This window comes from Agromyces albus, from assembly GCF_030815405.1.
GTDB lineage: Bacteria > Actinomycetota > Actinomycetes > Actinomycetales > Microbacteriaceae > Agromyces > Agromyces albus_A.
Genome location: NZ_JAUSWX010000001.1, coordinates 2,535,395 through 2,561,844, shown reverse-complemented (window position 1 = coordinate 2,561,844; position 26,450 = coordinate 2,535,395). Strand labels below are relative to the sequence as shown.

Genomic DNA, 26,450 nt, shown 5'->3' with positions numbered 1-26,450 from the left:
GGACCCGGCGGCCTGCGCCGGAACGGGCGGTCAGGTGCCGCGCTTCGCCGCCGCCGCTCGTGGCACCGCGACGACGCGTGGCCGCTCCTTGACCACGATGAGCTGGAAGATGCCGGCCTCCGACCACCACCGGTGGCGCACCCCGCCGGCGTAGTAGACCGCGTCGCCCGTGCCGAGCACAACGGTCTCACCGTCGAGGTCGACCATGACGGTGCCCGCGGTGACGTACAGGAACTCGTCTTCGGCGTGCACGTAGTAGTCGCCCGGCGAAGTGTTGCGTCCCTCGTACTCGAGGGGATGGAACGGTCGGTCGCTGTGCGCGAGCATCCGTGCCGTGCCCTCGGCGAATCCCGGCCCGTCGGGCGCGGCGTCGCCCGCCCGGCGCACTTCGATCACTGGCGGTTCCGCGGCGCTTTCGGCCGTGTCCTCGGCTGCGGCGACGAGCTCGATCGGGCTCGTGCCGAGCGCCACCGCGATGCGGCGCAGTGACGAGAGGCTGGGTTGTGCGAGTCCTCGTTCGAGCTGGCTGAGGAACGGGTGCGAGAGGTCGGTGAGCTCCGCGAGCTGCACGAGCGTGTCGCCGCGGCTCCGGCGGAGCCGGCGGATGTGCGCGCCGAGCCGCAGCGCAGCGGCATCCGTGTCGGCTGACCCGCGCCCGGTCGTCGCCATGCGTCAGACGCGCTTGTCGGGATGCATGCCCATGCGGGTGAGCACTACGTTCTCGACGATCTGCACGACGTTGTAGAGCACGAGTGACACGGCGGTGACGACGACGACCGACGCCCAGAGGGCCGAGAACTGGGCCTGTGTGATGTAGCCACCGACCGATCCGCCGATGCCCTCGCCCGTTGCCAGCCACTCGGCGAGCAGGGCACCCGTGATCGCACCGGGTACCGAGATGCGCACCGCCGCGAAGAACGACGGCAGCGACGAGGGAAGGGCGACTTTGCGCAGTGCCGTCACCGATGTGCCGCCGTACACCGTGATGACGTCGTTCATCTGCGGCGAGGCCGACTTGAGGCCGAAGGCGATGCTGACGAGCGCCGGGAACAGCACGACGATGCCGCCCATCACGGCGACGGTCCAATAGTCGCGTCCGAAGATCATGATGATGACGGGTGCCATCGCGATGAGCGGGACCGAGCGCAGCAGCATCGCGACGGGCATGAGTGCGTGCTCGACGCCCTTCGAGAGCTGGAAGACGATCGCGCCGAGAAGCGCCACCGCGAGACCCGCGGCGAAGCCGATGAGCGCGTCGCCGAGCGTGACGGCGAGGTTGTCGCCGACCTCGGCACGGTTCGCCGTGGCATCCGGCACGGTGAACAGGAAGTTCCAGACGTCGGCCGGACCCTTGGCGATGTACGGCGAGATGTCGAGGGCCCAGAGCACGCCGACCCACAGCACGAGCACCGTCACGATCGTGACGAGGAAGGTGACGACACTCGTGCCGAGCGCGCGGAGCACCGACCGCATCGACTCGGCGCGGACCTCCTTGCGCAGGATGGCGGCGGCGTTCGGCTGCGTCGTGGTGGAGACCGCCATGTCAGTTGCTCCTTCCGCGCGACCACGGGGCGACCGCCCGGGCCACCAGCCCCACGAGCGCGAAGCCGAGCAGCGCCACGGCGCCGCAGACGAGCGCGATGCCCCACACTCGCGGAGCGTCGAGTCCCTGCTGGGCGGCGATCATCGCGGGACCCACGCCGAGCTCGACCTTGCCGAGGAACTCCCCGAGCACGGCGCCGAGGAATGCGGCGGGCACGGCGATCTGCAGTGCGGTCAGGATGTGGGGGAGCGCCGCGATGATGCGGACCTTCACGAGTTGCGTGAGTCGCGTGCCGCCGTAGACGGTGACGACGTCGAGGCTCGCGGCGTCGGCTGCCTTCAGCCCGAGCAGCGACCCGACCACCGTCGTGAAGAACACGCTCAGGGCGGCGAGGAAGACGGCCGTGCCAGAGGGCTCACCCGGCGAGGGGGCGCCGATGATGATGAGTGCCAGCGGTCCGATCGCGACGATCGGCACGCAATACGTGATGATGGCGAGTTGCATCACGGCGCCCTCGAGTCGAGGCACGATCAGGACGAGCGCGGCGAGGAGGAGTGCCAGGCCGTTGCCCCAGAGGTACCCCTGGGCGGCCTCGACGAGCGTGACCGAGAAATTGCGCCAGTAGAACTCGAACCCGCTGTCGGCGAAGCCGATGATGACCTCGGGTGGGGTCGGAATCGCACGGTTCGCACCCGCGCCGGTGTTCGAGAACACCGTGAGGGCGCTGACCCACCAGAACGCGATGAGGGCCGTGCCGCCGATGAGGCCGGTCGCCCACGGGGGAAGTCGGAACGTCTTCACCGCGGCTCCTCAGTGCTCGTCGACCGCCGCTCCGCCCTGCCCGAAGAGCAGGTCGGAGGCGTGGTCGACGTAGGCGTGGAACTCGGGCGTGCGCTGCATCTCGGGGGTGCGTGGGCGGGGCAGGTCGATGTCGATGACCTCCTTCACCCGGCCGGGCCGCGGACTCATGACCGCGACCTGGTCGGAGAGGAAGATCGCCTCTGAGATGCCGTGCGTGACGAGCAGCGTCGTGGCGGGCTTCTCGGTCCAGATGCGGAGCAGCTCGAGGTTGAGCTTCTGGCGCGTCATGTCGTCGAGCGCGCCGAACGGCTCGTCGAACAGCAGGACCGAGGGCTTGAGGATGAGGGAACGGGCGATCGACGTTCGCTGACGCATGCCACCCGAGAGCTGCGCCGGCTTCGCCTTCTCGAATCCCCTGAGACCCACGAGGTCGATCATCTCCCGCACGTAGTCGTGATCGACCGGCACGCCGGCGACCTCGAACGGCAGGCGGATGTTCGCGAGCACGCTCCGCCACGGCAGGAGCGCGGAGTCCTGGAACGCGATGCCGAGCTCGTTCGCGGCGCGCAACTCCTTGGGGTTCTTGCCGTCGACCCGGGTCGTTCCGCTGGAGGGCTCCTCGAGCCCCGCGAGGATCCTGAGGATCGTCGACTTGCCGCAGCCCGATGGGCCGAGCAGGGAGAGGAAGCTCCCCTGATCGGTGTGGAGGTTCGCGTCCTGGAGCGCGACGACGTTGCGCCGCCCCATCGTGAACACCTTGTTCAGGCCGGTGATCTGCAGGCCGGTGCCCAGGGATTGCTCCTGGACACCGGCCACTTGCTCGTACGTCACGTTCGTGTGTTCCTCACGTGTGGTGCGCTACTTCAGGTACTTCACGAGCTCGGGGTGCTCCTCGTAGACCTCGGCAAGCAGGCTGAGGTCGAACAGGTCGTCGGCGCTCACGTCGATTCCCGCTCCTGCGAGGCTCGCGAGCGTCTCCTCCTGCAGGGTCTCGGAGATGGTGAACAGGCCGTTCGCGGCGGTCTCGTCGGAGACGACGAGCTCCTCGGCCTGCTTCACCGCGCCGGCGATCGAGTTCTCGGGGTTGAGGTCGAGATCCTTGCCGTACTCCTCGACGGCGAGCCGCGCTCCCTCTTCGGGGTCGTTCACCGCGTCGGTCCAGCCGAGGATCTCGGCGTAGAGGAACGCCTTGAGCTTCTCGCGGTCGCTTGCGATCGCCTCATCGGTCACCGTGAACGTCTCGGCGACGAAAGGGAGCCCATTGTCGGCGAACGGAAGGTCGACCGTCTCGTTGCCCTCGGCTGCGACCGTGATCGACTCGTTCGTGAGGTAGGCGACGAAGCCGTCGACCTCGCCGTTCGTGAGGGGAGCCGGATCGTACTGCACGGGGACGATGGTGAGCTCGGACTCGTCGATGCCGTTGGCGGCGAGGAGCGCCTTGAAGAGGCTCGCGTTGGAGTCTTGGACGCCGATCTTCTTGCCCTTCAGGTCGTCGGGCGTCGCGATGTTGCCCCCGTCGGCCAAGGAGAGGATCGTGAACGGGTTCTTCTGGTAGGTGGTGCCGATGATCTTCACTGGCGCCTGCTCGTTCGCGACCGCCGCGCCCACCGAGACGGCGTCGCTCAGGGCCACGTCGGCGCTGCCCGAGACGAGCTCTGCCACGCCGGTCGAGGGGCCAGGCACGAGGCTCACCGACGAGAATCCGGCCTCTTCGAAGTGGCCCTCGGAATCCGCGAAGAACTCGCCCGAGAACTCCTCGTTCTTGATCCACGACAACTGCACGGTGAGCTCACCGAAGCCGGCACTCGCGTCGCCGTCGCCCGTACTGGACGATGCGCCTGAGGCGCACGCGGCGAGGGCCATGGCCGAGGCCGCGGCGAGGGCGGCGACGGCGATGCTGCGGAGGCGTCGAGCGCCGACGGGGGAACGGAATGTCATGTGTGGATCTCCACTCTTGGATACAGGGGGGACTGGCATCGTCGAACCGGCTGGTGCGGAGCCGGCTCACGTGACGCAGCGCACAAGGGGCTTCCCCGTGAGGATAGGAGATGTAGATTTCACGAACATACGCGGCCGTGTTTCGCTCGCGTGAACACGCTCGCCGAGGGCAGGTGCTCTGCTCAGCGGAGGAAGAGCCGGGCGTTCGACTGCTCGGCCTCGGCGTACTGGACGCCGGCGGTGCCGAGGGCATGGTTGAGGCCCGCGAGGCTCTGCTCGACCTGCACCTGGGTGACGCGCCAGTCCGCGACGGCGGCCTGGAATGCAGCCGACGCCTGGCCGGTCCATGACGACTGGAGGCCCGTGAGCTGGCCGAGGAGCGACGACACCTCGGACTGGATTCGCCCGATCGTGCCCTGCACGGTCTGGTTCGCGGCGGACACCTGGTCGCTGTCGACGTGGTAGCTGGTCATGGAGATCCTCCCGTTCGTTCGGTGTTCCGCCGACTACGCGGGCGCGGGCGGTGGCAACCGAACGAGTGCAGGGAGGTGAGCGGCATCCGTCGACGAACGCCTGTCGAGGAGGAGTGTCAGCCCTCGACGACGCGCTGCGGCGCGGACGCCGAGCTCGCGAGGGGAAGCGAGACCCGGAACGTCGCACCGCCACCGGGAGTCTCGACCACGTCGACGACGCCGTTGTGCGCGGCCACGATCGACGACACGATCGCGAGGCCGAGTCCCGACCCGCCCGTCTCCCGCGTGCGCGACGTGTCGGCGCGCCAGAACCGCTGGAAGATCTTCTCGCGGATCTGCTGCGGGATGCCCTCGCCGTGATCGATGACCTCGACCATGGCGCGCTCGGCGGAGTCGTCGATAGAGATGCGGATCTCGAGCGGGCTGTCGTCGGAGGTGAAGCGGATCGCGTTGGCCATCAGGTTCGTGATGACCTGCCGGATCTTGTTCTCTTCTGCCAGCACGATCGCATGGCGCACCGGCACGGCAGCAGACTGCGTGAGGGGTGCCATCGCCGTCGCCGACCTCTTCGAGGCAGCGGATGCCGCAGCGGCGGCTTTCCCTGAAGCGCCGCCGCGGCGCGGCGCCGCCGTGGCGTGCACGTCGGCGCGAGTGCGGCGTCCGCGGAGCCGCGCGAGCGTGGCGCCCGCGAACGAGATCGCTCCGGTGGGCGTGCGGCCGCTGTCGGGTTCGAGCTCGACCTCGACCTCGACCTCGAGGTCGAGGTCGGGTGACGGTTCGCCCGGGGCATCCGTACCGCTCGTCTCCTCAGGGGCGATCACGGTGATCGTGCGAGCGGGATTGGCCGCCATGGCGTCGAGCGCGGCGTCGCGCGCGAGGGGCACGAGGTCGACTTCGCCGAGCTCGAGCGGCTTCGCCTCGTCGAGTCGGGCGAGGGCGAGCAGGTCTTCGACGAGGCCGCCCATGCGGATGGCCTCCTTCTCGATGCGGTCCATCGCCTGCGCGACCTCGTCGGGGCTCTGGAGGGCGCCCATGCGGTAGAGCTCGGCGTAGCCGCGCACCGACACGAGCGGGGTGCGCAGCTCGTGGCTCGCATCGCCGACGAATCGCCGCATCTGGTCGATCGTTCGGGCGCGGTCGCGGAACGCCCGGTCGATGCGGTTGAGCATGGTGTTGAGCGAACGGGTGAGGCGGCCGACCTCGGTGTTGGGCATCGCCCCGCCGAGGCGCTGGCTGAAGTCGCCGTCGGCGATGGCCGCAGCGGTGCGCTCGACCTCGCGGAGCGGGCCGAAGGTGCTCGTCACGAGCATGCGGGTGAGCAGGGCGCCGATGAGCACGACGCCGAAGCCGAAGCCGAGGAAGATCGTCAGATATACCGCGAGCAGCTGCTCGGTCTCCTTCGAGGAGATCGCGATGATGACCGGTGCCAGGGAGCCGTGCTCATCGGAGACCATCAGGGCCGTGACGGCGCGGAAGGTCGGCGCGTTCTGCGCGTCGCGGAGCTGGAGCACCGCGTAGCCCGACGGGTTCAGCTCGGTGACCTCGGCTTGCGTCAGGGTGCGCGGGAACTGCGGCCACGTGCTCTCGTCGCGCTCTTCCCAGTTGTTCTGCAGGTACGCGCCCGAGGGGCTGTACACCGCGACGAACACGTCGTCGGCCGGCTTCAGGCGAAGGTTGCCGAGATCGGGCTTGCCGCCGTTGGGCTCGAAGTACTCCTCGAGGTCGCCCGACGCGAGCGCGGTGAGCTTCGACGACATCTGCTCTTCGACGTAGGAGCGCAGCATCGCCGCCGTGCCGATGCCCGAGACGAGGAGCCCGAGGGTCAGCATGAGCACCGTCACACCGGTGATCTTGGTGCGCAGTGAGATGCGGTTCCACCGCTCGAGGATCTTCGACTGTTGCATGGCGGGCCGAGTCTAGGCGGCGAAGCCTGAGTCAGGGCTTCGAGGATTTCAGCATGTAGCCGAATCCGCGCTTGGTCTGGATCAGCGGCTCGGTGGAGTGCTGGTCGAGCTTTCGGCGGAGGTAGGAGATGTAGCTCTCGACGATGCCGGCGTCGCCGTTGAAGTCGTACTCCCACACGTGGTCGAGGATCTGCGCCTTCGAGAGCACCCGGTTCGGGTTCAGCATGAGGTAGCGCAGCAGCTTGAACTCGGTGGGGGAGAGTTCGACGGGAATGTCGCCGACGAGCACCTCGTGGGTGTCTTGATCCATCGTGAGCTCACCGGTGCGGATGACGGCGTCTTCCTCGGCGTGCATCGTGCGGCGCAGGATCGCCTTGATGCGCGCGACGATCTCGTCGAGGCTGAACGGCTTCGTGACGTAGTCGTCGCCGCCGACGGTGAGGCCGGTGATCTTGTCTTCCGTGTCGTCTTTCGCGGTGAGGAAGAGGATCGGCGCGGTGTAGCCCGCCGAGCGGAGTCGCTTCGTCACGCCGAACCCGTTCATGTCGGGCAGCATGACGTCGAGGATGATCAGGTCGGGCTCTTCCTCGAGCACGGCGGAGATCGTCTGGGCACCGTTGCCGACGGCGCGCACGGCGAAACCGGCGAAGCGAAGGCTCGTGGTCAGAAGGTCGCGGATGTTGGGTTCGTCGTCGACGATGAGAATGCGGGGTCCGTCGCTCATATGTCGATTCTCTGCGCATCGGCTGAAACTTTCCTGAACGTTGTTCGAGGGTCGGGTGACGGATGACGCGCTCCCGCGAGCTTGTGGATCGCATTGGCTCGCTCGCGCCACGCGTGACAGACTCGGCAGCATGACGAGTCATGAACGAGTCGTCGTCGTGGGCGGCGGACTGACCGCGGCGCGGGCCGTCGAGGCCCTCCGCGAGTCGGGTTTCGACGGCGAGGTCGTGGTGTACGGCGATGAGCCGCGGCTGCCCTACGAGCGTCCGCCGCTCTCCAAGGCGTACCTGCAGGGAACGGATGCCGCGAGCGTCGTCTACCCGCACGACACCGCGTGGTACCGCGAGCATCGGATCGACGTGCGCAGCGGCATCCGCGTGCGCTCGATCGATCCCGCCGAGCACACCGTCTCGATCTCCGACGACGAGGTCGTCCGCTACGACCGGCTGCTCCTCGCGACGGGGGCCTCGCCGCGTGCGTTCTCAGGGCCTGGCGCCTCGCTTCGCGAAGTCCACACGCTGCGCCGCCTCCCCGACTCCGCGCGGTTGCGCACCGCGTTCCGGGAAGGACGCAAGCGAGTGGTCGTCGTCGGCGCCGGCTGGATCGGCCTCGAGGCGGCTGCGGCGGCACGCGGCTTCGGCAACGACGTCACCGTGCTCGGCCGCGGCGACGTGCCGCTCGCGTCCGCGATCGGGGCTGAGCTCGGCGGCATGTTCGCCGACCTGCACGAGGCGAACGGCGTGCACCTCCGCATGGGTACTGGAGTCAGCGGGCTGCAGGGCGGTCGCGGATCCGGCACGCGCGAGCAGGTCACGGGTGTCGTGCTCGACTCGGGCGAGGTGGTCGAGGCCGACCTCGTGCTGTTCGGCATCGGCGCGACGCCGAACGTGGAGCTCGCGGCATCCGCGGGCCTGCACGTCGACGACGGCGTCGTGACCGACGAGGGCTTCCGTACGAGCGCCGCCGACGTGTTCGCCGCGGGCGACGTGGCGAGCACCTGGAACGCGAGGCTCGGCCACCACTTGCGCGTGGAGCACTGGGCGAACGCCGAGCACAGCGGGCGCGTCGTCGGTCGCGCGCTCGCGGGTGAATCGCTGCGCTACGACGAGATCCCGTACTTCTACACCGACCAGTTCGACCTCGGTATGGAGTACTCGGGCTACGGCGAGCTCGCCGCCGGCGCACGCCTCGTCGTGCGCGGCGACCTCGCAGCACGCGAGTGCATCGCCTTCTGGGTGCTCGACGGGCGCGTCGTCGCCGGCATGAACGTGAACATCTGGGACGTGAACGACGAGGTGCAGCGGATCATCCGCTCCGAGTCCGTCGTCGACGAGGCGGCGCTCGCCGACCCAGCCGTGCCGCTCGGTACGCTCGCGGGCGGCGCGACGTGACGCCGGGCGCGACGACGAGACGCATCGGGCCGCGGGAGTTCGACTTCGCCCGAGAGGTGGCCGTGATGGCCATCGTCAACCGCACGCCCGACTCGTTCTACGATCGCGGCCGCACCGATGCCCTCGACGCGGCCGTCGCCGCCGCACACCGCGCGATCGCCGAGGGTGCCGACTGGATCGACGTCGGCGGCGCGAAGTTCGCGCCCGGCCCCGAGATTCCCGTGAGCGAGGAGATCGATCGCGTCGTCCCAGTGGTCGCCGAGCTCGCCGACTCCGGCGCCGTGATCTCGGTCGACACCTTCCACCCCGAGGTCGCACGCGCGGCGATCGCCGCCGGAGCCCACGTCGTCAACGACACGACGGGCCTGCACGACCCGGCGATGGCCGACGTGGTCGCCGCGAGCGGGGCGGCGATCATCATCACCCACAGCCTCGCGAGGCCCCGCACCCCGTACCCCTCGCCGCAGTACGACGACGTGGTCGCCGAGGTGGTGGCGTTCCTCACCGAGCGGGCCGCGCTCGCCGAGGCGCGGGGCGTGGCATCCGACCGCATCATCGTCGACCCGGGCCATGACCTCAACAAGCACACGCTGCACTCGCTCGAGCTCACCCGCCGGCTCGGCGAGGTCACCGCGCTCGGCTATCCCACGCTCGTCGCGCTCTCGAACAAGGACTTCGTCGGCGAGACACTCGGCCGCGCTCGCGACCAGCGCATCGAGGGGTCGATCGCCGCCGCGGTCTATTGCGTCATACAGGGCGCTCGCATCGTGCGCGTGCACAACGTGCGCGAGACCGTCGACGCGATGCACATGATCGAGGCGATCGAGGGCTGGCGTCCGCCCGCCTTCCTGGAGCACAACCGGTGAGGGGTGACGAGGTGACCGTCGACCGCGGATCACTGCTCGAGGCGTATGCCCTGCCCGAGGGGGCGACTCCGCACGTGCGCATGAACTTCGTGTCGAGTCTCGACGGAGCCGTCAGCATCGGCGGCCGCAGCGGTGGGCTCGGCGACCAGGCCGACCGGCTCGCGATGCGCGTCATGCGCACGCTCGCCGACGTCGTGCTCGTGGGCGCCGGCACCGTGCGTGTCGAGGGGTACGGCGGTGTGCGGGTCGGCGAAGCGGATGCCGCGTGGCGGCTCGAGCACGGGCGCGCACCGCAACCCCGCCTGGCAGTGGTCTCGTCGGCGCTCGACCTCGATCCGCAGCATCCGTTCTTCGCCAAGGCGGTCGAACGGCCGATCGTCGTGACGCACGCCGCGGCGCCGGCCGACCGCCGTGCCGCGTTGTCGGCCGTCGCCGATGTGCTCGTCTGCGGCGACGGCGGGGCTCGCGCCGACAGCGACGGTGCCGTCGACCTCGAGGTGATGCTCGCCTCCCTCGTCGACCTGGGCATCGGGCGCGTGCTCTGCGAGGGCGGACCGCGACTGTTCGGCGCGCTCATGAACGCCGACCTCGTCGACGAGCTGTGCCTCAGCCTGAGTCCCATGCTCGTGGGCGGGACCGCGGGCCGCATCTCTCGCGGCGCAGTCGAGATGGAGCGGAGCATGCACCTCGTGCACGTCATCCCGGCGGGGCGACCTGCTGTTGCTGCGGTACTCGCGCGGCTGATCGGCGTCAGCGGCCGCCCGCAGCGTAGGCGAGCACGCGGCTCGTCGTCGAGACCGTCACGCGCGTGCCGATCGGCAGGAGTCCGGCCGCCGTCACGCGGGCGTCGATGCGGGTCTCGTCATCGAGCACGAGCGACAGCATGGCATCGTGCCCGGTGTAGCTCACCGCCGTGACCGTTGCTGCAAGGCCTGCCTGTCCTGCCGCGTCGCCCGTCGCCGGCACTCCTTCGAGCACGGCCTCGAGCGGACGGAGCAGGAGCTCCTCGGGGCGCACGAGCACGTCGACGGATGCCCCGTCGACGGGCGCCTCGAGCGGCGACGCCGTGGCCGCATCATCCGACACCCAGTCGGCGGGCAGCCGCCCGAGGGCGCAGGTCACCTCGTCGCCGTGCCACGTGCCCGGCAGGAACACGGCGTCGCCCACGAATCCGGCCACCCATGGAGTCGCCGGCCGCCGGTACACCTGCTCGGGGGTGTCGAGCTGCAGCAACTCGCCGCCGCGCATGACGCCGACGAGGTCGGCGATCGAGAGCGCCTCGGCCTGGTCGTGGGTCACGAGGATGCCGGTGACCCCCTCTTCGCGGAGGAGCTCTCGCACCGAGCGGCGCAGCTCGGCGCGCAGGATCGGGTCGAGCGCTCCGAAGGGCTCGTCGAGGAGCACGACGTCGGGGCCGGAGGCGAGCGCGCGAGCGAGGGCGACACGTTGCGCCTGCCCGCCCGACAACTGCGTCGGCAAGCGGTCGCCGAGGGAGCCGAGCCCCACGAGGTCGAGCAGGCGCAGCACATCGTCGCGATTCGCTGCACGCCGGGCGCTCCTCGCGGAGCCGCGAGCGGTCGGCAGTCCGAAGGCGATGTTCTCGGCGACGGTGAGGTGCGGGAAGAGCGCGGCGTCTTGCGGCACCCAGCCGATACGGCGCTTCTCTGGCGCGAGGTGGATGCCGTGCGTCGTGGCCATCCGGTGGCCGATGCGGATCTCGCCGGCGCGGGCGCGCACGAGCCCGGCGATCGTGCGCAGCAACGTGGTCTTGCCGCATCCGCTCGGGCCCACGATCGCGAGGAGCGAGCCGTCGGGCACCTCGAGGCTGACGGAGCGCAGCACCTCAGTGGAGTCGTAGCCGACGACCAGGTCGCGTACTTGGAGCCGGCTCATGCCACGGCCTCGTCGAGCTCGCCGGCACCGGCGCGGGCGCGGGACAGGAGGAACGCGGGCACCGCGGCCACGAGGAGGAGCGTGACCGCGTAGGGCGCGGCAGCACCGTAGGCCGACACGTCGGTGCGCGACCACAGCTCGGTGGCGAGCGTGTCGGTTCCCGTCGGTCGGAGGAGCAGCGTGGCCGGCAGCTCTTTCATGGCGGTGACGGCGACGAGCAGTGCGGCGGCCGCGATACCCGGTCGAGCGAGCCGCGCGGTCACGAGCCACCAGGTGCGGAGGCGCCCGTTTCCGAGCGTGCGCGAGACGTCTTCGAGCGACGTGGGCACCTGGGCGGTGGCGCTGCGGATGCCGCCGATGGCCTTGGGCATGAACAGCACCCCGTAGGCGAATGCGAGCACGAACGCGGTCTGGTAGAGCGCCGGCACGGCAGCGAGTGAGAAGAACACGAGCGAGAGGCCCACGACGATGCCGGGCAGTCCGAGCGCCAGATAGCCCGTCGTCTCGATGGCGCGGATGATGCGGCCGCGGTACCGGGCCGCGAGGATGCCGATCGGCAGCGCGAGTGCGACGGCGACGACCGCGCCGCCCGCTGACAGCAGCACGGTGTTGCCCGCAGCGGCGGCGAGCTCGGCCGGATCGAACTCCCGCAGCGTCTGCGCCTCGAACAGGCGGACCATGAGCACCATGACGGGCACGACGACCGCGAGCCCGGGCGGCACGGCGAGCAGCGCGACCGCAGGCGCCGACCACCTGCCGAGTCGCACGCGCCGCTGACGCGCCGGTCCGGTGACGGCGCCGAACTGCCGGGCGGCCCTGCCGCGCGCGAACTGCTCGGCGATGACGACCGCGACGGCGAGGAGCACGAGGAGGCTCGCGAGGATCGCCGCATAGTCGCGGTTGAAGCTCGCGCCGTAGGCCTGCTGGATCGCCGTCGTCAGCACCTGGTAGCGGAAGAGCGCGACCCCGCCGAAGTCGCTCAGCGTGTAGAGGCACACGAGGAGCGCGCCCGCGAGCACCGCCGGCCGGATCTGCGGCCACGTGCCGAGTCGGAACGCGGCCAGGGGACCGCGTCCGAGTGTTCGCGCGACATCGTCGAGCCCCGTCGTGCCGGCCCGAAGCGCAGCCGCGACCGGGAGCGTGACGTACGGCACCGCGACGAGGCTGAGCACGAACCAGGCGGCCCAGAATCCCTGCATCCAGGGCAGCGCAGCGAGCCAGCCGTAGGCCGCGAGGTACGAGGGCACCGCGAGCGGCAGCGCGGCGAGCACGGTCCACACGGCACGACCGCGAAGTCGTGCACGAGCGAGCAGGAATGCGCTCGGCACGCCGATCGCCACGGTCGTGAGGGTGACGGATGCCGCGAGCAGCACCGTGTTGCCGATGAGCACGGGCACCCGAGGCCGCTCGAACACCGCGACGACGTCTTCGAGCCCCGCGGTGCCGACGCGGACGAGCAGGTACACGAGGGGGATCGCCGCGAGCGCACACGCGACGACGGCCGCCGCGAGCAACGCTCGGGGCGGCCGTACGGCGCGTGTGCGAGACATCCGTCCCAGCCTACGGGGGAAGCCGGTTACAGCAGGCCGGCGTCGGCGAGGAGCTGCTGCGTCTGCTCGAGCGACTCGAGGTCGGCGAGGTCGAGCTCGGGGTTGACGAGGCTGTCGAGCGCCGGCAGGCCCTCGGGGGCGGCGATGCCGGGGAGCAAGGGGTATTCGAACGTCTCGTCGACGAAGAACTGCTGCGCCTTCTCGGAGACGAGATACTCGACGAACTCGAGTGCGTCGGCATCGTCGGCCGCGCCCTTCAGGATCGCCGCACCGCTCACGTTCACGATGCCGCCCGGGTCGCCGGGGAGGAACTCGAGCTTGGCGCGCATGTTCTCCTCGCCGAGCTCGGCGGCGCGCTCGAACCAGTAGTAGTGGTTGATCAGGCCGATGTCGGCCTGCCCCGAGTTCACGAGGTCGAGCGTCGCGAGGTTGTTGTCGGTGAGGATCGGGTCGTTCGCGGCGATCGCCTCGACCCATTGGGCAGCGGAGTCCTCGCCCTCGAGCACGCGAAGTGCCGTGATGAAGGACTGGAAGCTCGCGTTGCCGGGCGCGAAGGCCACGCGGCCGCTCCACTCGGGCGCCGTGAGCGCGTCGACGTTGTCGGGCACCGTCTCGCTCGTGAGGTGCTCGCCGTCGTAGGCGATGACCCGCGCGCGGCCCGTGACGCCGATCCAGCTGTCGTCGTCGGACGTGAAGCCGGCCGGGATGAGGTCGGCGAGCTCGGCGGGGATGGGCGAGGTGAGCCCGGCGTTCGCGATGGAGCCGAGCGCGCCGGCATCCTGCGAGAGGAACACCTCGGCGGGGGTGCGTTCGCCCTCCTCGAGGAGCAGCGCGTTGAGCTCGGGGCTCGTCGCGTAGCGCACGTCGACCTCGATGCCCGTGTCCTCGGTGAACTGCTCGATGAGCGGGCCGACGAGCGCCTCGTTGCGGCCGGCGTAGATCGTGAGGGCGTCTGCGTCGGCGGTCGACGTCGATTCGCCGCTCTCGCCCGCGGCGCACGCCGTGAGGGTGAGGGCGACGGCGAGGACAGCGCCGAGGGCGAAGGCAGTGCGGGATAAACGCATGAAGGTGCTGCTCCGTGAGTCGGGGAGGGCGCCCTCGAACGAAGGCTTAGGTAAGCCTAAGCTAGCTGCCGCTTGCGAACAAAGCCCGGCGTCACCGACCGTTGCAGTGTCAGGCGGCGGCGAGCGAGTGCGAGTCGAGGATCGTGTACGAGTACCCCTGCTCGGCGAGGAACCGCTGCCGGTTCTGCGCGAAGTCCTGGTCGACGGTGTCGCGTGCGACGAGCGTGTAGAAGTTCGCGGAGAGGCCCGACTCCTTGGGCCTCAGGAGCCGCCCCAGCCGCTGGGCCTCCTCCTGGCGTGAGCCGAACGACCCCGAGACCTGGATCGCGACGGTCGCCTCGGGCAGGTCGACCGAGAAATTCGCGACCTTCGACACGACGAGCACCGTCGTGGTGCCCTCGCGGAACTCCTGGAAGAGCCGCTCCCGCTCGTCGACGGGGGTCGCGCCCGTGAGCTTCGGCGCCCGCAGCGCGTCGGCGAGCTCGTCGATCTGGTCGAGGTACTGCCCGATCACGAGGATGCGCTCGCCGGCGTGCTTGGCCACGAGCTCCTTCACGACCCCGAGCTTCGCGGGTGCGGTCGCGGCGAGCCGGTATCGCTCGTCGTCGGCGGATGCCGCGTAGACGAGCCGCTCCGACTGCGGCAGGTCGATGCGCACCTCGTAGCACGCGGCGGGGGAGATGAAGCCCTGAGCCTCGATCTCCTTCCACGGCGCGTCGAACCGCTTCGGGCCGATGAGCGAGAAGACGTCGCCCTCGCGGCCGTCTTCGCGTACGAGCGTCGCGGTGAGGCCGAGGCGCCGGCGGGCCTGCAGCTCGGCCGTGAGCTTGAACACGGGCGCGGGCAGCAGGTGCACCTCGTCGTACACGACGAGGCCCCAGTCGAGCGCGTCGAGCAGGGCGAGGTGAGCGTACTCGCCCTTCCGCTTCGCCGTGAGGATCTGGTAGGTCGCGATCGTGACGGGCTTGACCTCCTTCACCTGCCCCGAGTACTCGCCGATCTCCTCGGCGGTGAGCGAGGTGCGGCGCAGCAGCTCGTCGCGCCACTGGCGTGCCGAGACGGTGTTCGTCACGAGGATGAGCGTCGTGGTCTTCGCGGTCGCCATCGCGCCCGCGCCGACGAGGGTCTTGCCCGCGCCGCACGGCAGCACGACGACGCCCGAGCCGCCACCGAAGAAGTTGTCGATCGCCTGCTGCTGGTAGCCGCGCAGGTGCCATTCCGTCTGGTCGAGCTCGATCGGATGCGGCGTGCCGGGCGTGTACCCGGCGAGGTCTTCAGCCGGCCAGCCGAGCTTCACGAGCTCTTGCTTCAGCTGCCCGCGGGCCCACGCCGCGACGAGGAAGCTCTCGCCGTCGATCCGATCGGTGAGCAGCGGCGCGATGCGCTTCGCGCCCGCGACCTCCGTGAGCACGGCCATGTCATCGCTGCGAAGGCGCAGTGCCCCGTCTTCCGTGCGGTCGACGATGAGCCGGCCGTACCGGCCGACGGTCTCGCGCATGTCGACGGCGACGGTCTGCGGCACCGGGAACTTCGCATACCGCTCGAGGGTGCCGAGCATGTCGTCGGCGTCGTGGCCGGCTGCACGGGCGTTCCAGAGGCCGAGCCTCGTGATGCGGTAGGTGTGCACGTGCTCGGGTGCGCGCTCGAGCTCTGCGAAGACCGCGAGATCGTGCCGGGCATCTTCGGCGAGCGGGTGTGCAACCTCGAGGAGCACGGTGCGGTCGCTCTGCACGATGAGGGGGCCGTCTGACATAACGATCGAGTCTACGCCCGTCTGGCGAACGGTCGGCCGGGTGGCCCGAAGACGGAGGTGCTGCTCAGCCGTCGACGGGGCCGGGGGTGACGGCGGCGATCGCCGAGAGCGGCAGTGTGCGCTCGATGTCGGCCTTGCGATCGCGCGCGCGCAACCTTCCGTTGGCCACGCTCGCGGGAGCGAGCAGGTAGTCGGCCGTCTGACCGCCTGGCATCCGCACGGTGACGGTGAGCGTCTCCTTCGCTCGAGCGGCGGCCTCGAGCTGCCGGGCGAGCCATGCGAGCTCGGTGGCGCCCTCGTCGCCCTGCTCGAGCACGCGATCGAGGAGTGCCGCGATCGGGTCGGTCTTGGGTGCTGGAGCCGGGATGTGCGCGAGCCGGTGCCGGCGCAGTCGCACGATGCGACCGCTGGGGTCTTCGGCGGCGACGGGATAGCGCGCGTCGGAGAGGGCCCAGAACACGACCTCGGCCGGGAATCGCGAGAGCAGGCGGTTCGGGCCGGACTGTCGCAGCCCGACCGACGCGAGCGACTGGTCGACCGAGAGCGTGCGGATGAGTTGCTCGTCGTCGGAGCGGATCGATGCGCGCGCCGGGGCATCCGCCTCATCGGCCGCGGCGACCCTCACGGAGCCGAATCTCGCCGCCGCCTCGGCGACGAGGTACTCGAGGGGTTGCGGGATGCCGGTGAGCGAGAGCGCACCGAGGAACGACAGGATCGATTCGGCCGACTCGCCGGCGGCGAGGCCGCGATTCACGGATGCCGCGCTCACGCGGTAGGTCGAGGCGAGGTCGCGGCCCTCGACGTCGGCGAACGTGCGCAGCCTCGCGTCGAGTGACGGGTCGAGCGGACCGGGCGACACGATCGAGAGGTCGTGCTGGACGTACACCCGGTCGACCTGCTTGGGGAAGTGCGCAGCCAGTTGCGCGGCGGCGCGGTCGAGCTCGCCGGCGAGCACGAGCCGGCCGGCTTCGACGGGTTCGCCGGCGACCGCGAGGCCGAGTGCCTCGGCGTCGTCGACGAGCCGCTCGACTCCATCGGAGAGCCATCGTCCGCCCGCCGGGTAGAACCAGCTCACGTCGTCGCGGAACGTCGAGGCGGAGAGGGTCTCGCTGCGCCGGGCGACGAGCTCGCGCAACGCCGGCGGGATGCGGTCGCGCCAGCACTCGGCGAGCCTGCGCCAACGGCCCGCTGCGGTCTCGAGCGCCCACGCCGCTCCGAGATCGGACTCGAGCCAGAAGGCGCCGTCGCGCACCACGAGACCGGCCTCGTCGGCGCGGTGGAACAACCTCGGCAGCGCGTCGAGCTCGGTGCCGCTCGCCTCGGCGAGGCGCTTCGAGTCGGGCAGCGCGAGGCCGCCCTTCGCGAGCTCACGCGCAGGCTGCGTGCCGAGCTCGGCGATGAGTTCGGCGGTCGCGGCGACCGTCGCGTAGGCGGTCTCGGCTGCGCGCCGTTCGAGGATGCTGCGGTCGATCTCGTCGAACGCCACGAGCACCGGGGGAGCCGGGGCGGCGAGCTCGGCGGCCGAGGGGATCTCGTGGCCCGAGCGCGATGTCAGCCTGGCGGCGACGGCCGACGGCACGTGCACGCGATCGCCCGCTTCGACGACGAGCAGGTTCTTCGAGAGTGCCTCGAGCAACTCGCCCGCGGCATCCGAGAGCTCAGCGGATGCTCCGAGGCGCACGAGCTCTGCCCGCACCTCTTCGGTCGTGGTGCCTGCGTCGGCGCCGACGATTCCCGCTGCAGCGGCGAGCACCGCGAGTCGGGGCCGGTCGAGGCGACTGATGGCCTGGTCGACGGAATCCGGCGAGAGCAGCGCCTCGGCGAGGTCGAAGAGATCGCGAATGCCGAGCGGGTCGAATTCGCGCGTCTGAAGCGCTGCGGCGAGTTGCTCTCGCGGCAGCCCGCGAAGTCGTGCGGCGAGCTCGAGCATCGTCTCCGGGTCAGCTCGATCCGGCGCGCGACGTTCGGGCCCGGCGGATGCCGTTGACGATGAGGAGCGTGATGAGCAGGAGGAACGCGATCGGCAGGCCGAACCACGGCAGCATGAGCACGAACGGCCAGATGCCCTGACTGAATCCGTCGTCGGCTGCAGCGCCCGCCATCGTGCCGATCATGACGGCGAAGAAGGCGAGGATCGAGAGACCGACGACGGCGGCGAACATGTACGCAAGAACGCGTTCGGCGCGATTGTCGGTGATGTTGCCGGAATCGCTCACCTGTCCAGAATAGGCCCACCGGGGCCGCTCGCGCGGCCTTGGACTCTAGACTGGGCCGAGCACGGCGCCGCGATTCGGCGCGCCTGCAGACACGAGCGAGGTTTTCATAATGCCCACCGGCAAGGTCAAGTTCTACGACGAGGAGAAGGGGTTCGGCTTCATCAGCTCCGATGACGGCCAGGAGGTCTACCTCCATGCATCCGCCCTCCCCGCCGGTGCGACCGTGCGCGCGGGCACCCGGCTCGAGTTCGGCGTCGCCGAGGGCAAGCGCGGCGCGCAGGCGCTCTCGGTGCGCGTGCTCGACGCTCCGGTGAGCCTCGCGAAGATCAATCGCAGGTCAGCCGACGACATGGCGGTCATCATCGAAGACCTCGTGAAGTCGCTCGACGGCATCGGCGCAGACCTGCGCCGCGGTCGCTACCCCGACCGGGCGAAGGCCCGCACGATCGTCGCCGTGATGCGCAAGGTGGCTGATGAGCTGGATGCCTGAGCAACCCGACTCCGAAACCGTCCCCGCTGCAGCGGAACCCGAGATCGAGGAGCCCGGCACCGCCGAGCCGATGCCCGAACTCGAGACGCAGATCGCCGAGGCCGAACCGACGCCGGCCGTGGCCGACGAGGTGCTCCTGGCATCCGTCGACCTCGCCCGTCGGGCTTTGCTCGACGTGACGCCCGCGCAGACGGTGGGCTCCGTCGTGGGCCACCTCGTCGAAGACGAACACGTGCTCACGCTGCATTTCGCCGCCGACCTCGCCGGTTATCCCGGCTGGCACTGGAGCGTCACGATCGCTCGGGTCGGCGTCGACGACGAGGCCACCGTGCTCGAGACCGAGCTCATGCCGGGGGAGTCCGCGCTCGTCGCGCCCGACTGGGTGCCCTGGTCGGAGCGACTCGCCGACTACCAGGCCGCCCAAGAGGCCATCGCCGCCGCGGTGAGTGAAGCCGAGCAGGCCGAGGGCGACGACGAAGACGACGACGAGGAACTCGACGAACTCGACTCCGAGGACGACGATCACGACGATGGCGATGCCGACGACCAGTTCGACGGGATCGACATCGATGCGCTCGACGAGTCCGACGAGTCCGATGACTCGGATGACTCGGATGACGCCGACGACTCCGAGGATTCCGATGACTCGGATGACGCGGACGATTCCGACGATTCCGACGACGTCGACGAATCGGACGACGCAGGCGACGCCCGCGGCGCCTAGATCCGATCGGGTCCGCGCACCCGGATGATGATGACGGGCCCGTTCCCCATGGGGGCGGGCTCGCTCAGTCGCGCGTCGACCCGAGGATGCGCCGGCGAATGACGAACACGGCGGCGAGTCCGAGGAGCCCGGCCACGACCCCCGCGATCGACGCGGCCGTGAACCAGCCGAGCCCGGCCTCGTCGAGCGGCCCCTGCAACACGATCGAGACGATCAGCGCCACGATCCACGCAGCAGTGCCGACGGCGAGCGCTGAGCGAGCGTCGGTTCGTGCCGGCGCGGGGTCGGGCCGTCGCTCGCTCTCGCTCAGCCAGAGCCGCATGCTCAGCCGATCCGCTCGAGCACGTAGTCGATCGATGCGGTGAGGGCTCGCACGTCGTCGGGCTCGATGGCGGTGAACGTCGCGACCCGAAGCTGGTTGCGGCCGAGCTTGCGGTACGGCTCGGTGTCGACGACGCCGTTCTCACGAAGCACCGAGGCGACGCGCGCGGCATCCGTCGACTCGTCGAAGTCGATCGTGACGACGACTTGCGAGCGATGCGCCGGGTCGGCGACGAACGGGGTCGCCGCGGCCGTCTGCTCGGCCCAGTCGTAGAGCACCGACGACGACTCGCGAGTGCGTGCGTCGGCCCACGCGAGGCCTCCTGAGCCGTTCATCCAGTCGAGCTGGTTCTCGAGCAGCAGGAGCGTCGAGAGGGCCGGGGTGTTGAGGGTCTGGTTGAGGCGCGAGTTGTCGACGGCGTTCTTCAGCGACAGGAACTCGGGGATGTAGCGATCGCCGGCCGCGAGGCGCTCGATGCGCTCGATCGCGGCGGGCGACATGAGGGCGAACCAGATGCCGCCGTCGGAGGCGAAGTTCTTCTGCGGGGCGAAGTAGTAGACGTCGAACTCGGCAGGGTCGACGAGGATGCCGCCCGCGGCACTCGTGGCGTCGATGACGGTGAGGGCGCCGTCGTCGCCGGCGACCCGCGAAACCGGCGCCATGACCCCGGTCGACGTCTCGTTCTGCGGCCAGGCGTACACGTCGACGCCCTCGGTGGGCTCGGCGCTCGAACGCGAGCCCGGGTCGGCCTTGCGCACGTCGGGGGCCTCGAGCCAGGGTGCGCCGGCGGCGGCCGCGAACTTCGCGCCGAACTCGCCGAACGAGAGCAATTGCGCGCGACGGTCGATGAGGCCGGATGCCGCGGCATCCCAGAATGCGGTGGACCCGCCGTTGCCGAGCACGACCTCGTAGCCGTCGGGCAGGTCGAAGAGCGAGGCGAACCCGCTGCGCACGCGGCCGACGAGGTCTTTCACGGGGGCCTGGCGGTGCGACGTGCCGAGGATCGAGGGGCCGAATTCGGCGAGGTGGGCGACCTGTTCGGGCCGTACCTTGGACGGGCCGCAGCCGAAGCGTCCGTCGGCGGGCAGCAGGTCACGAGGGATCACGAGGCTCGGCATGCGTCGATTCTAGCGAGGGGGTGGCGGCCGGTAGGCTGGGTGACGGACTGCGGCAGGGAGGAACACGGGTGACCGATCTCATCGACACGACGGAGATGTACCTCCGCACCATCCTCGATCTCGAAGAGGAGAACATCGTTCCGCTGCGCGCCCGCATCTCCGAGCGACTCGGCCACTCCGGCCCCACCGTCTCGCAGACGGTCGCCCGCATGGAGCGCGATGGCCTCGTGGTCGTCTCCGGAGACCGTCACCTCGAACTCACCCAGGCGGGCCGCAGCAAGGCCGTGCACGTCATGCGCAAGCATCGCCTCGCCGAGCGGCTGCTCGCCGACGTGATCGGCCTCGAGTGGGAGTTCGTGCACGACGAGGCCTGCCGCTGGGAGCACGTGATGAGTGAGCAGGTCGAGCGCCGTCTCATCGAGATCCTCGGCAGCCCGCGCGAGTCGCCCTACGGCAATCCCATCCCCGGGCTCGAGGAGCTCGGCCTCCCCGCTGCAGACAAGTTCATGACCGGCGTGGTCCGCGTGCTCGACGCCGTCACGGCGAGCGACGAGCCCGTGCGCGGGGTCGTGCGGCGTCTCGGCGAGCCCGTGCAGTTCGACCCCGAACTGCTCGGCCAGATGAGGCAGGCGGGCATCATGCCGGGCGCAATGGCGTCGTTCAGCAAGGCCGGCGGATACGTGCTCGTGCAGGTCGACGGCGTCGACGGCGCGCTCGAGCTGCCGACCGAGGTCGCCAGCCACATCTTCGTCGGCGAGTAAAAGGCCTGATCAGAGGCTGGCCGTAATCAGAATGTGACATTCTGGCGAGCCTCGCGTATTCTCGGTCAAGTCCGCTGACGAGAAGCCCGTCGGCGGAACAGGGTCGAGACGCCTCCCATTGCCCGCCGCTCGATCCGGAACCCGTGAAGCGCCATTGCGCGCATCCGGTGGGGCAACACGTGTGTGTTGTGGGGCGACGGAGGTAAAGTTTTGGCTCGATTCTCCCGGCGTCGTCTCACCAGGAACCCCGCCCGCGGGGCCGCAATGAAGGCGATCGTCGCCGCGAAGGCATCCGTTTCCCCCAGTCCAGACCTCGCACACAAGGTCGCAACCAAGCCGCTTCCGTCGACCACCCGCAGGCTCCGCCGCGGCGGTCTCGCGAACGTCGTCGTCATGACGGTCGCCGCGGGCATCGTGGGCACCCTCGCGATCCCGGCCTACGCGTTCGCACCCGGTTCGGGCGGCCCGCAGTTCGCCACCACCGACGCGACGAGGCTCACCCAGGCACAGGCCCAGTCGGTCGACGTCGCCGACGACGTCATCGCCGCGCCGGTCACGAAAGACGGCTACGCCGCCGTCAGCGGGGCCGAGATCAAGGCCGCCGCCGAAGCCGCGGCTGCCGCCGAGGCGGCGCGCGTTGCGGCCGAGACGGCGATGACCTCGTACGCGGCCTCCTACAGCGGCCCGTCGGTCGGCGACTTCCTCGCGAACCCGCCGTACCCGAACTTCGACCTCGCGAGCGTCTACAACGTCGCGACGCAGTACATCGGCACTCCGTACGTCTACGGCGGCGCCACACCTGCGGGCTTCGACTGCTCGGGCCTCGTCATGTACGTCTACGCGCAGTTCGGCGTCAGCATGCCGCACTCCTCCACAGGGCAGGGCGCCATGGGCACGCGCATCTCCGAAGCCGACGCGCAGCCGGGCGACCTCGTGATCATGCCCGGGCACGACGGGTTCTACGCGGGCAACGGCATGATCCTGCACGCGCCCTACGAAGGGGCATCCGTTCGGGTGCAGCCCATCTGGACGAGCGACTACTACATCGTGCGCATCGGCATCTGAGTGTGAACATCACGTGACAGGAAGCACGAATTGCGCGCCGGGGGTCTCCGGCGCGCAATTCGTGCTTTACCCTTGTACCCTGACGATCCGAGAGCCGGGCAGGGGAAAGCCGATGGTCGAGACGCGCAGCATCCATTCCACGGACGCGCGCGCGCAATTCGACCAACGGCGCAGCAGTCAGCCGAGCACGAACCGGGCCAACGCGCCGACGGGCACTGTCTACATGACGGTGCCCGTTCTTTGTTTTCCGGGCGATTCGCGTGCTTCGGCATCGACGGCTCACACCACCCTGCCAGCACACCGCAGCGTCCTCGGAGCGCAGATCCGTTCACGCGGCTGGAAGCCATCCAGCCCCGATCGAAAGGCACTCCATGCGCACACTCGTGCTCAATGCGGGATATGAGCCCCTTGCCGTCGTGTCGTTCAAACGCGCCTTACTGCTCGTGATGAACCAGAAGGCCACCGTGATCCTCCACGAGGAGGGGAACCCGGTATGCGGCGCGAGCGGCTCATGGGAGAGACCGAGCGTGATCGTGCTCACCCGGTACGTCCGCACGCCGCGAGCGCACTCGGTGCCGGTGAGCCGGCGTGGGGTGCTCCGCCGCGACGAGCACCGGTGCGCCTACTGCGGCAGGTCCGCCGCGACGATCGATCATGTGCTGCCGAGATCGCGAGGCGGCCGCGACACGTGGGAGAACCTCGTCGCGTGCTGCTTGCGCTGCAACAACATGAAGAGCGATCACACCCCCGCCGAGATGGGCTGGGAGTTGCGTTTCACGCCACGGATGCCGCACGGTCGCAGCTGGATCGTGCGCGGCTTCGAGCGCCCGCTGCCGCAGTGGCACGAGTATCTCGCCACGGCCGCGTGACCGTGACAAACCGACGAGCCGTGCCCTATGGTGGTACGAGTTCGGAGGCCCCCTGTACCTCCATGACCGAAGAAGCCACTCCGCACCGGGCTGCATCGCGGCCTTGCGCGGGATCCGGAGGTTCAGCTGTTGAGCGGTGACGACACGAACGAGGCCCATCAGCGCCCGCGCTCCTCGCCTCGAACGGCCGATAGTGGTCGCGTTCGCACCGCCGCATCCCGTCCCACTCGCTCAGTGAGTGCCGCCCCCCGCCCTCCTCGCCGTCGCAATGGTCCGGCCCGCGTGTTCGCGACGTTGTTCGTCGTTCCGGCGATCATCGGTACCGTGGCATTACCTGCCTACGCGTTCATGCCGGGCGGCGAGAGCTTCGGCGCATCCGGCTCGTTCAGCCTCGCGGTCGCCGAGGCCCAAGACGTGGAGGTGTCGTCGCTCGCGGCCGGTGCCGCCGTCTCGAATGAGGGATTCGCGGTGACGTCGAAGGCCGAGATCGAGGCGGCCAAGGCCGAGCAGGAGGCCGCCGATCGCGCCGCATGGGCCTCGAACCTCGCGTCGCGCGGCACCGGCGACTATGCCGTCTACACGGTGAAGGCCGAAGGCGACGACTACCCCTGGTGGGATCAGGTGCCCGACGACTTCGGCGGAGGCCTCTCACCGCTGCGATATTACTTCCGGGAGTGCGTCGACTTCGCGGCGTGGCGCTTGAACCGCGACGCCGGCGTCACGAGCGGTCCATGGAAGTGGGACTGGGCCTCGCTCGGAGCTGGAAGCGCGCACTCATGGGCCGACGCGTGGGCGCGCAACGGCTGGCCGACGAGCAGCGAGCCCGTGGTCGGTGCGATCGCCTGGTTCCCCTACAACCACGTGGCTTACGTGCAGTCGATCAACGGCGACGGCAGCGTGAACATCGAGGAGTACAACCAGAACTCCGACCACTCGTACCACCGGCGCACGATCCCCGCCGGGTCGGCGCTGTACCTCTACCCTCCCGGCTGACCGCCCCGGCCTCCGGCGGTTGAGTAGCGGCGATGCAGCGTATCGAAACCCCGGCCCCGGGCCCTGCCTACGGCATCCGTGCGAGGCACGACGGCGCGGGCGTCGCAACCGTGCCGATGACGCCGGTCGGCACACCGTGCTCGAGCGCGACGATCGCGATGGAGTCCGAGCCCTGGTCGGCGACGAGTGCGAATCGCTCGTCGTGCGTCACATGGAGGTCTCGCGGATGCCGCCCGCCCGTCGGCACCGAGACGACGAGTTCGAGGGCCAGCGTGTCGGCATCGAACCGCAGCGCGCTCACCGCGTCGGCGTCTCGGTCGCCGACGAGCACGATGCCGTCGCGCGTCAGCCGGATGGCGGAGAACCCGAGTCCGCGCGGCTCGACCGTCTCGTCGACCGGGAACCACGCGAGCTCGCGACCCGCGGCGAGATCGACGATGCTCACCGTGCGGTCGAGTTCGTTCGCGGTGATCGCGAGGTCGCCGTCGATCACGAGGTGACGAGGGCCTGCGCCGGCGTGCACGACGATGTCGTCGGCGTCGTAGTGCTCGAGTGCGACGGGCAGGTCGCGGAGGCTGAGCACGCGGATGCGATCGGCCCCGAGGTCGGGCACGAGCACGCGATCGCGTGCGGAATCGAGCACGGCCTGGTGTGGGTGCGGCGCCTCCTGCCGCCCGCGGTTCGGGCCGGAACCCTCGAAGTCGACGGTGAGCACGGCCTCGGCCGCGGCATCCGGACCCACCGGATGCACCGACAGCCTGCTCCCCGAGTAGTTGGCGGCGAAGACGAGGTCGCCCGCCTCGTTGAACGAGAGATGGCACGGATCGGCCGCGCCGGTCGAGCCCGCGTCGCCGAACGGGAGGGCGGTGTCGCCCTCGATCGTCCACGCCGAGACGAGGCCGCTGCTCAGTTCGTGCACGATGCCGAGCACGCCGGTTGCCGCCGAGAACGCGAGGTACGTGGGGTTCGGCCCGACATCGACGACCTCACCGAGGGTGGCCGTGCCATCGGCCGCGACATCGAGCGGTCGGATGCCGCGCGCCGCCGATCCGATCCTTCCCATCGTCGATGCGCCAACCCAGAACCTCGTCGCGCCCGCTGTGCGGCTCACCCCAGCCTCTTCTCTCGCGGCCCCGCCGCGCTCGCATCCATGCCGATCGGCATCGCTGAACACGCTACCGTCAGCCGGTAGACTCATGCGGTCAGCCTCTGTAGCTCAATGGAAGAGCAGTTCCGTCCTAAGGAAAGGGTTGGGGGTTCGAGTCCCTCCAGGGGCACCACCCTCATCGCGGCTTCCCGCCGTAATGACCCGCGGATAGAGTGCGGGCATGAACGCCACCCCAGACTCTGCACGGACCCACGTCGAGAGCGCACTGAGCGCGGTTTCCGCGATCTACCGGAACACAGGTCCCGACGTCAAGGACGCAAATGACCGGCACGATTTCGCGTCCGCCGCGATCGCCCAGTCGAACATCGCGATCGCGGCGGCGCTCCTGGAGATCGCCGAGGCGATGCGCGAAGCACGCGGCTGATCACACAGGCCTTCGAGGCCGGCGCCGACTCAGTCACGAAGTGGGCGTGAGCTGCAACGAAGGGTCGACCTGCGACGAAGGTTCGAGCACGAGCAGGCGGTGTCGAGCGAGCATCTCGTCGGTGACGATGATGCCGCCGTTCGTGTTCGCCTCGCACATGAGCTCTTCGAGCCAATCCCGGTCGAGGTGCGGGCGCTCGTGGGTGTCGAAGGTCGCCCAGAGTTCCATCGCCGGATGCAGCCAGAAGCTGTCTTGGCCGTGCTCGGCCTGCAGGTGCTCCCACGACAGGATGAACTTCTCGTGCACACGGAACTTCGCGACGATCACGGCGTGCACGTGAGCGAGCGCGTAATCCTCGATCTCGACTTCCTGCCGGAGCTTGCCGAGATACAGCGTGCCCATGCCCAAAGAATACCGGCGTCCCAGCTTCGCGGCGCCGAGAAGCGGACGAGCGGTATGGG

At 69.8% G+C, this 26,450-nt stretch carries 27 protein-coding genes, 1 tRNA gene and 1 pseudogene; 11 read left to right on the top strand and 18 right to left on the bottom strand.

All coding sequences use genetic code 11. The features are described 5' to 3' along the window. Nucleotides 1-30: 30 nt before the first annotated feature. From QFZ29_RS12035 to QFZ29_RS12000, 8 genes are all read right to left on the bottom strand, one after another. Entirely contained in the window at nucleotides 31-669 is a 639-nt protein-coding gene (locus tag QFZ29_RS12035; RefSeq protein ID WP_306894328.1) for a helix-turn-helix domain-containing protein, read from the bottom strand. 3 nt (nucleotides 670-672) lie between these two features. Further along, complete coding sequence (locus QFZ29_RS12030) at nucleotides 673-1,542, bottom strand: ABC transporter permease (RefSeq protein WP_306894327.1); 870 nt, start codon at nucleotides 1,540-1,542, stop codon at nucleotides 673-675. A 1-nt stretch (nucleotide 1,543) separates the two neighbouring features. Further along, the gene (locus tag QFZ29_RS12025) at nucleotides 1,544-2,344 is read right to left on the bottom strand and encodes an ABC transporter permease (protein WP_306894326.1); all 801 of its coding nucleotides are present in this window, start codon (nucleotides 2,342-2,344) and stop codon (nucleotides 1,544-1,546) included. 9 nt (nucleotides 2,345-2,353) lie between these two features. Then, nucleotides 2,354-3,175, bottom strand: coding sequence for an ABC transporter ATP-binding protein (locus QFZ29_RS12020; protein ID WP_373426208.1), 822 nt, complete (start codon nucleotides 3,173-3,175; stop codon nucleotides 2,354-2,356). A 27-nt stretch (nucleotides 3,176-3,202) separates the two neighbouring features. Continuing rightward, entirely contained in the window at nucleotides 3,203-4,282 is a 1,080-nt protein-coding gene (locus QFZ29_RS12015; RefSeq protein WP_306894325.1) for an ABC transporter substrate-binding protein, read from the bottom strand. Between the two features lie 182 nt (nucleotides 4,283-4,464). Then, nucleotides 4,465-4,755: a WXG100 family type VII secretion target gene (locus tag QFZ29_RS12010; protein WP_306894324.1), complete on the bottom strand. Its 291-nt coding sequence runs from the start codon at nucleotides 4,753-4,755 to the stop codon at nucleotides 4,465-4,467. Between the two features lie 116 nt (nucleotides 4,756-4,871). After that, nucleotides 4,872-6,659: a sensor histidine kinase gene (locus QFZ29_RS12005; protein WP_306894323.1), complete on the bottom strand. Its 1,788-nt coding sequence runs from the start codon at nucleotides 6,657-6,659 to the stop codon at nucleotides 4,872-4,874. Between the two features lie 31 nt (nucleotides 6,660-6,690). Further along, a complete protein-coding gene (locus QFZ29_RS12000; protein WP_129521658.1) occupies nucleotides 6,691-7,383 on the bottom strand; it encodes a response regulator transcription factor in 693 nt (230 codons plus the stop codon). 130 nt (nucleotides 7,384-7,513) lie between these two features. On the opposite strand from QFZ29_RS12000, the gene QFZ29_RS11995 reads away from it, so the two are divergent. The 3 genes and pseudogenes from QFZ29_RS11995 to QFZ29_RS11985 all read left to right on the top strand — a co-directional run. Continuing rightward, nucleotides 7,514-8,773, top strand: coding sequence for an NAD(P)/FAD-dependent oxidoreductase (locus QFZ29_RS11995; protein ID WP_306894322.1), 1,260 nt, complete (start codon nucleotides 7,514-7,516; stop codon nucleotides 8,771-8,773). A gap of 65 nt (nucleotides 8,774-8,838) precedes the next feature. Next, entirely contained in the window at nucleotides 8,839-9,639 is an 801-nt protein-coding gene (folP, locus tag QFZ29_RS11990; RefSeq protein ID WP_306894321.1) for a dihydropteroate synthase, read from the top strand. Nucleotides 9,640-9,719: 80 nt separating this feature from the next. Continuing rightward, nucleotides 9,720-10,325 (top strand): annotated as a pseudogene (locus QFZ29_RS11985) (dihydrofolate reductase family protein); the annotation flags it as partial. 64 nt (nucleotides 10,326-10,389) lie between these two features. Here QFZ29_RS11985 and QFZ29_RS11980 read toward each other — a convergent pair. The 6 genes from QFZ29_RS11980 to QFZ29_RS11955 all read right to left on the bottom strand — a co-directional run bounded on the left by QFZ29_RS11980 (nucleotide 10,390) and on the right by QFZ29_RS11955 (nucleotide 18,115). Beyond that, nucleotides 10,390-11,532, bottom strand: a complete 1,143-nt coding sequence (locus QFZ29_RS11980) for an ABC transporter ATP-binding protein (RefSeq protein ID WP_306894320.1) — start codon at nucleotides 11,530-11,532, stop codon at nucleotides 10,390-10,392. Continuing rightward, complete coding sequence (locus QFZ29_RS11975) at nucleotides 11,529-13,082, bottom strand: ABC transporter permease (protein ID WP_306894319.1); 1,554 nt, start codon at nucleotides 13,080-13,082, stop codon at nucleotides 11,529-11,531. The genes QFZ29_RS11980 and QFZ29_RS11975 overlap by 4 nt, the downstream gene beginning before the upstream one ends. A gap of 26 nt (nucleotides 13,083-13,108) precedes the next feature. Further along, on the bottom strand, nucleotides 13,109-14,146 hold the full coding sequence (locus QFZ29_RS11970; protein ID WP_306894318.1) for an iron ABC transporter substrate-binding protein: 1,038 nt from the start codon (nucleotides 14,144-14,146) through the stop codon (nucleotides 13,109-13,111). A gap of 109 nt (nucleotides 14,147-14,255) precedes the next feature. Further along, the gene (locus QFZ29_RS11965; protein WP_306894317.1) at nucleotides 14,256-15,899 is read right to left on the bottom strand and encodes a DNA repair helicase XPB; all 1,644 of its coding nucleotides are present in this window, start codon (nucleotides 15,897-15,899) and stop codon (nucleotides 14,256-14,258) included. A 64-nt stretch (nucleotides 15,900-15,963) separates the two neighbouring features. After that, entirely contained in the window at nucleotides 15,964-17,829 is a 1,866-nt protein-coding gene (locus QFZ29_RS11960; RefSeq protein WP_306894316.1) for a helicase-associated domain-containing protein, read from the bottom strand. A gap of 10 nt (nucleotides 17,830-17,839) precedes the next feature. After that, a complete protein-coding gene (locus tag QFZ29_RS11955) occupies nucleotides 17,840-18,115 on the bottom strand; it encodes a multidrug ABC transporter ATPase (protein ID WP_129521667.1) in 276 nt (91 codons plus the stop codon). A 109-nt stretch (nucleotides 18,116-18,224) separates the two neighbouring features. Here QFZ29_RS11955 and QFZ29_RS11950 point away from each other — a divergent pair, with 109 nt between their 5' ends. Together QFZ29_RS11950 and QFZ29_RS11945 are read left to right on the top strand one after the other, a co-directional pair. Beyond that, nucleotides 18,225-18,605 (top strand): cold-shock protein, encoded by a 381-nt coding sequence (locus QFZ29_RS11950; RefSeq protein WP_129521668.1) that lies wholly within the window; start codon nucleotides 18,225-18,227, stop codon nucleotides 18,603-18,605. Then, nucleotides 18,598-19,329, top strand: a complete 732-nt coding sequence (locus QFZ29_RS11945) for a DUF3027 domain-containing protein (protein WP_306894315.1) — start codon at nucleotides 18,598-18,600, stop codon at nucleotides 19,327-19,329. Before QFZ29_RS11950 ends, QFZ29_RS11945 begins: the two co-directional genes overlap by 8 nt. Nucleotides 19,330-19,393: 64 nt before the next feature. On the opposite strand, the gene QFZ29_RS11940 is transcribed toward QFZ29_RS11945, so the two are convergent. After that, nucleotides 19,394-19,651, bottom strand: coding sequence for a DUF2530 domain-containing protein (locus tag QFZ29_RS11940; RefSeq protein WP_306894314.1), 258 nt, complete (start codon nucleotides 19,649-19,651; stop codon nucleotides 19,394-19,396). Nucleotides 19,652-19,653: 2 nt separating this feature from the next. Then, the gene (gene serC, locus QFZ29_RS11935; RefSeq protein WP_306894313.1) at nucleotides 19,654-20,769 is read right to left on the bottom strand and encodes a phosphoserine transaminase; all 1,116 of its coding nucleotides are present in this window, start codon (nucleotides 20,767-20,769) and stop codon (nucleotides 19,654-19,656) included. Nucleotides 20,770-20,837: 68 nt separating this feature from the next. On the opposite strand from serC, the gene QFZ29_RS11930 reads away from it, so the two are divergent. The 4 genes from QFZ29_RS11930 to QFZ29_RS11915 all read left to right on the top strand — a co-directional run bounded on the left by QFZ29_RS11930 (nucleotide 20,838) and on the right by QFZ29_RS11915 (nucleotide 24,457). Beyond that, a complete protein-coding gene (locus QFZ29_RS11930; protein ID WP_306894312.1) occupies nucleotides 20,838-21,530 on the top strand; it encodes a metal-dependent transcriptional regulator in 693 nt (230 codons plus the stop codon). 264 nt (nucleotides 21,531-21,794) lie between these two features. After that, nucleotides 21,795-22,595: a C40 family peptidase gene (locus tag QFZ29_RS11925; RefSeq protein ID WP_306894311.1), complete on the top strand. Its 801-nt coding sequence runs from the start codon at nucleotides 21,795-21,797 to the stop codon at nucleotides 22,593-22,595. 371 nt (nucleotides 22,596-22,966) lie between these two features. Beyond that, nucleotides 22,967-23,464: an HNH endonuclease gene (locus QFZ29_RS11920; protein ID WP_306894310.1), complete on the top strand. Its 498-nt coding sequence runs from the start codon at nucleotides 22,967-22,969 to the stop codon at nucleotides 23,462-23,464. A gap of 324 nt (nucleotides 23,465-23,788) precedes the next feature. Further along, entirely contained in the window at nucleotides 23,789-24,457 is a 669-nt protein-coding gene (locus QFZ29_RS11915) for a CHAP domain-containing protein (protein ID WP_306894309.1), read from the top strand. A 67-nt stretch (nucleotides 24,458-24,524) separates the two neighbouring features. Here QFZ29_RS11915 and QFZ29_RS11910 read toward each other — a convergent pair whose 3' ends face one another. Continuing rightward, a complete protein-coding gene (locus QFZ29_RS11910; protein WP_306894308.1) occupies nucleotides 24,525-25,568 on the bottom strand; it encodes a lactonase family protein in 1,044 nt (347 codons plus the stop codon). A gap of 94 nt (nucleotides 25,569-25,662) precedes the next feature. Between QFZ29_RS11910 and QFZ29_RS11905 the strand changes: the two genes are divergently transcribed. Further along, a tRNA-Arg gene (locus QFZ29_RS11905) sits at nucleotides 25,663-25,737 on the top strand. A gap of 48 nt (nucleotides 25,738-25,785) precedes the next feature. Continuing rightward, the gene (locus QFZ29_RS11900; RefSeq protein ID WP_306894307.1) at nucleotides 25,786-25,989 is read left to right on the top strand and encodes a hypothetical protein; all 204 of its coding nucleotides are present in this window, start codon (nucleotides 25,786-25,788) and stop codon (nucleotides 25,987-25,989) included. Nucleotides 25,990-26,022: 33 nt separating this feature from the next. Here QFZ29_RS11900 and QFZ29_RS11895 read toward each other — a convergent pair whose 3' ends face one another. Further along, nucleotides 26,023-26,391: a DUF7882 family protein gene (locus QFZ29_RS11895; protein WP_306894306.1), complete on the bottom strand. Its 369-nt coding sequence runs from the start codon at nucleotides 26,389-26,391 to the stop codon at nucleotides 26,023-26,025. Nucleotides 26,392-26,450 lie beyond the last annotated feature (59 nt).

Coding starts and splice junctions, on each gene's coding strand:
- QFZ29_RS12035 (WP_306894328.1), bottom strand. CDS start 669: ATGGCGACGACCGGGCGCGGGTCAGCCGACACGGATGCCGCTGCGCTG.
- QFZ29_RS12030 (WP_306894327.1), bottom strand. CDS start 1,542: ATGGCGGTCTCCACCACGACGCAGCCGAACGCCGCCGCCATCCTGCGC.
- QFZ29_RS12015 (WP_306894325.1), bottom strand. CDS start 4,282: ATGACATTCCGTTCCCCCGTCGGCGCTCGACGCCTCCGCAGCATCGCC.
- QFZ29_RS12010 (WP_306894324.1), bottom strand. CDS start 4,755: ATGACCAGCTACCACGTCGACAGCGACCAGGTGTCCGCCGCGAACCAG.
- QFZ29_RS12005 (WP_306894323.1), bottom strand. CDS start 6,659: ATGCAACAGTCGAAGATCCTCGAGCGGTGGAACCGCATCTCACTGCGC.
- QFZ29_RS12000 (WP_129521658.1), bottom strand. CDS start 7,383: ATGAGCGACGGACCCCGCATTCTCATCGTCGACGACGAACCCAACATC.
- QFZ29_RS11995 (WP_306894322.1), top strand. CDS start 7,514: ATGACGAGTCATGAACGAGTCGTCGTCGTGGGCGGCGGACTGACCGCG.
- folP (WP_306894321.1), top strand. CDS start 8,839: ATGGCCATCGTCAACCGCACGCCCGACTCGTTCTACGATCGCGGCCGC.
- QFZ29_RS11980 (WP_306894320.1), bottom strand. CDS start 11,532: ATGAGCCGGCTCCAAGTACGCGACCTGGTCGTCGGCTACGACTCCACT.
- QFZ29_RS11975 (WP_306894319.1), bottom strand. CDS start 13,082: ATGTCTCGCACACGCGCCGTACGGCCGCCCCGAGCGTTGCTCGCGGCG.
- QFZ29_RS11970 (WP_306894318.1), bottom strand. CDS start 14,146: ATGCGTTTATCCCGCACTGCCTTCGCCCTCGGCGCTGTCCTCGCCGTC.
- QFZ29_RS11965 (WP_306894317.1), bottom strand. CDS start 15,899: ATGTCAGACGGCCCCCTCATCGTGCAGAGCGACCGCACCGTGCTCCTC.
- QFZ29_RS11960 (WP_306894316.1), bottom strand. CDS start 17,829: ATGCTCGAGCTCGCCGCACGACTTCGCGGGCTGCCGCGAGAGCAACTC.
- QFZ29_RS11950 (WP_129521668.1), top strand. CDS start 18,225: ATGCCCACCGGCAAGGTCAAGTTCTACGACGAGGAGAAGGGGTTCGGC.
- QFZ29_RS11945 (WP_306894315.1), top strand. CDS start 18,598: ATGCCTGAGCAACCCGACTCCGAAACCGTCCCCGCTGCAGCGGAACCC.
- QFZ29_RS11940 (WP_306894314.1), bottom strand. CDS start 19,651: ATGCGGCTCTGGCTGAGCGAGAGCGAGCGACGGCCCGACCCCGCGCCG.
- serC (WP_306894313.1), bottom strand. CDS start 20,769: ATGCCGAGCCTCGTGATCCCTCGTGACCTGCTGCCCGCCGACGGACGC.
- QFZ29_RS11925 (WP_306894311.1), top strand. CDS start 21,795: ATGAAGGCGATCGTCGCCGCGAAGGCATCCGTTTCCCCCAGTCCAGAC.
- QFZ29_RS11920 (WP_306894310.1), top strand. CDS start 22,967: ATGCGCACACTCGTGCTCAATGCGGGATATGAGCCCCTTGCCGTCGTG.
- QFZ29_RS11900 (WP_306894307.1), top strand. CDS start 25,786: ATGAACGCCACCCCAGACTCTGCACGGACCCACGTCGAGAGCGCACTG.
- QFZ29_RS11895 (WP_306894306.1), bottom strand. CDS start 26,391: ATGGGCACGCTGTATCTCGGCAAGCTCCGGCAGGAAGTCGAGATCGAG.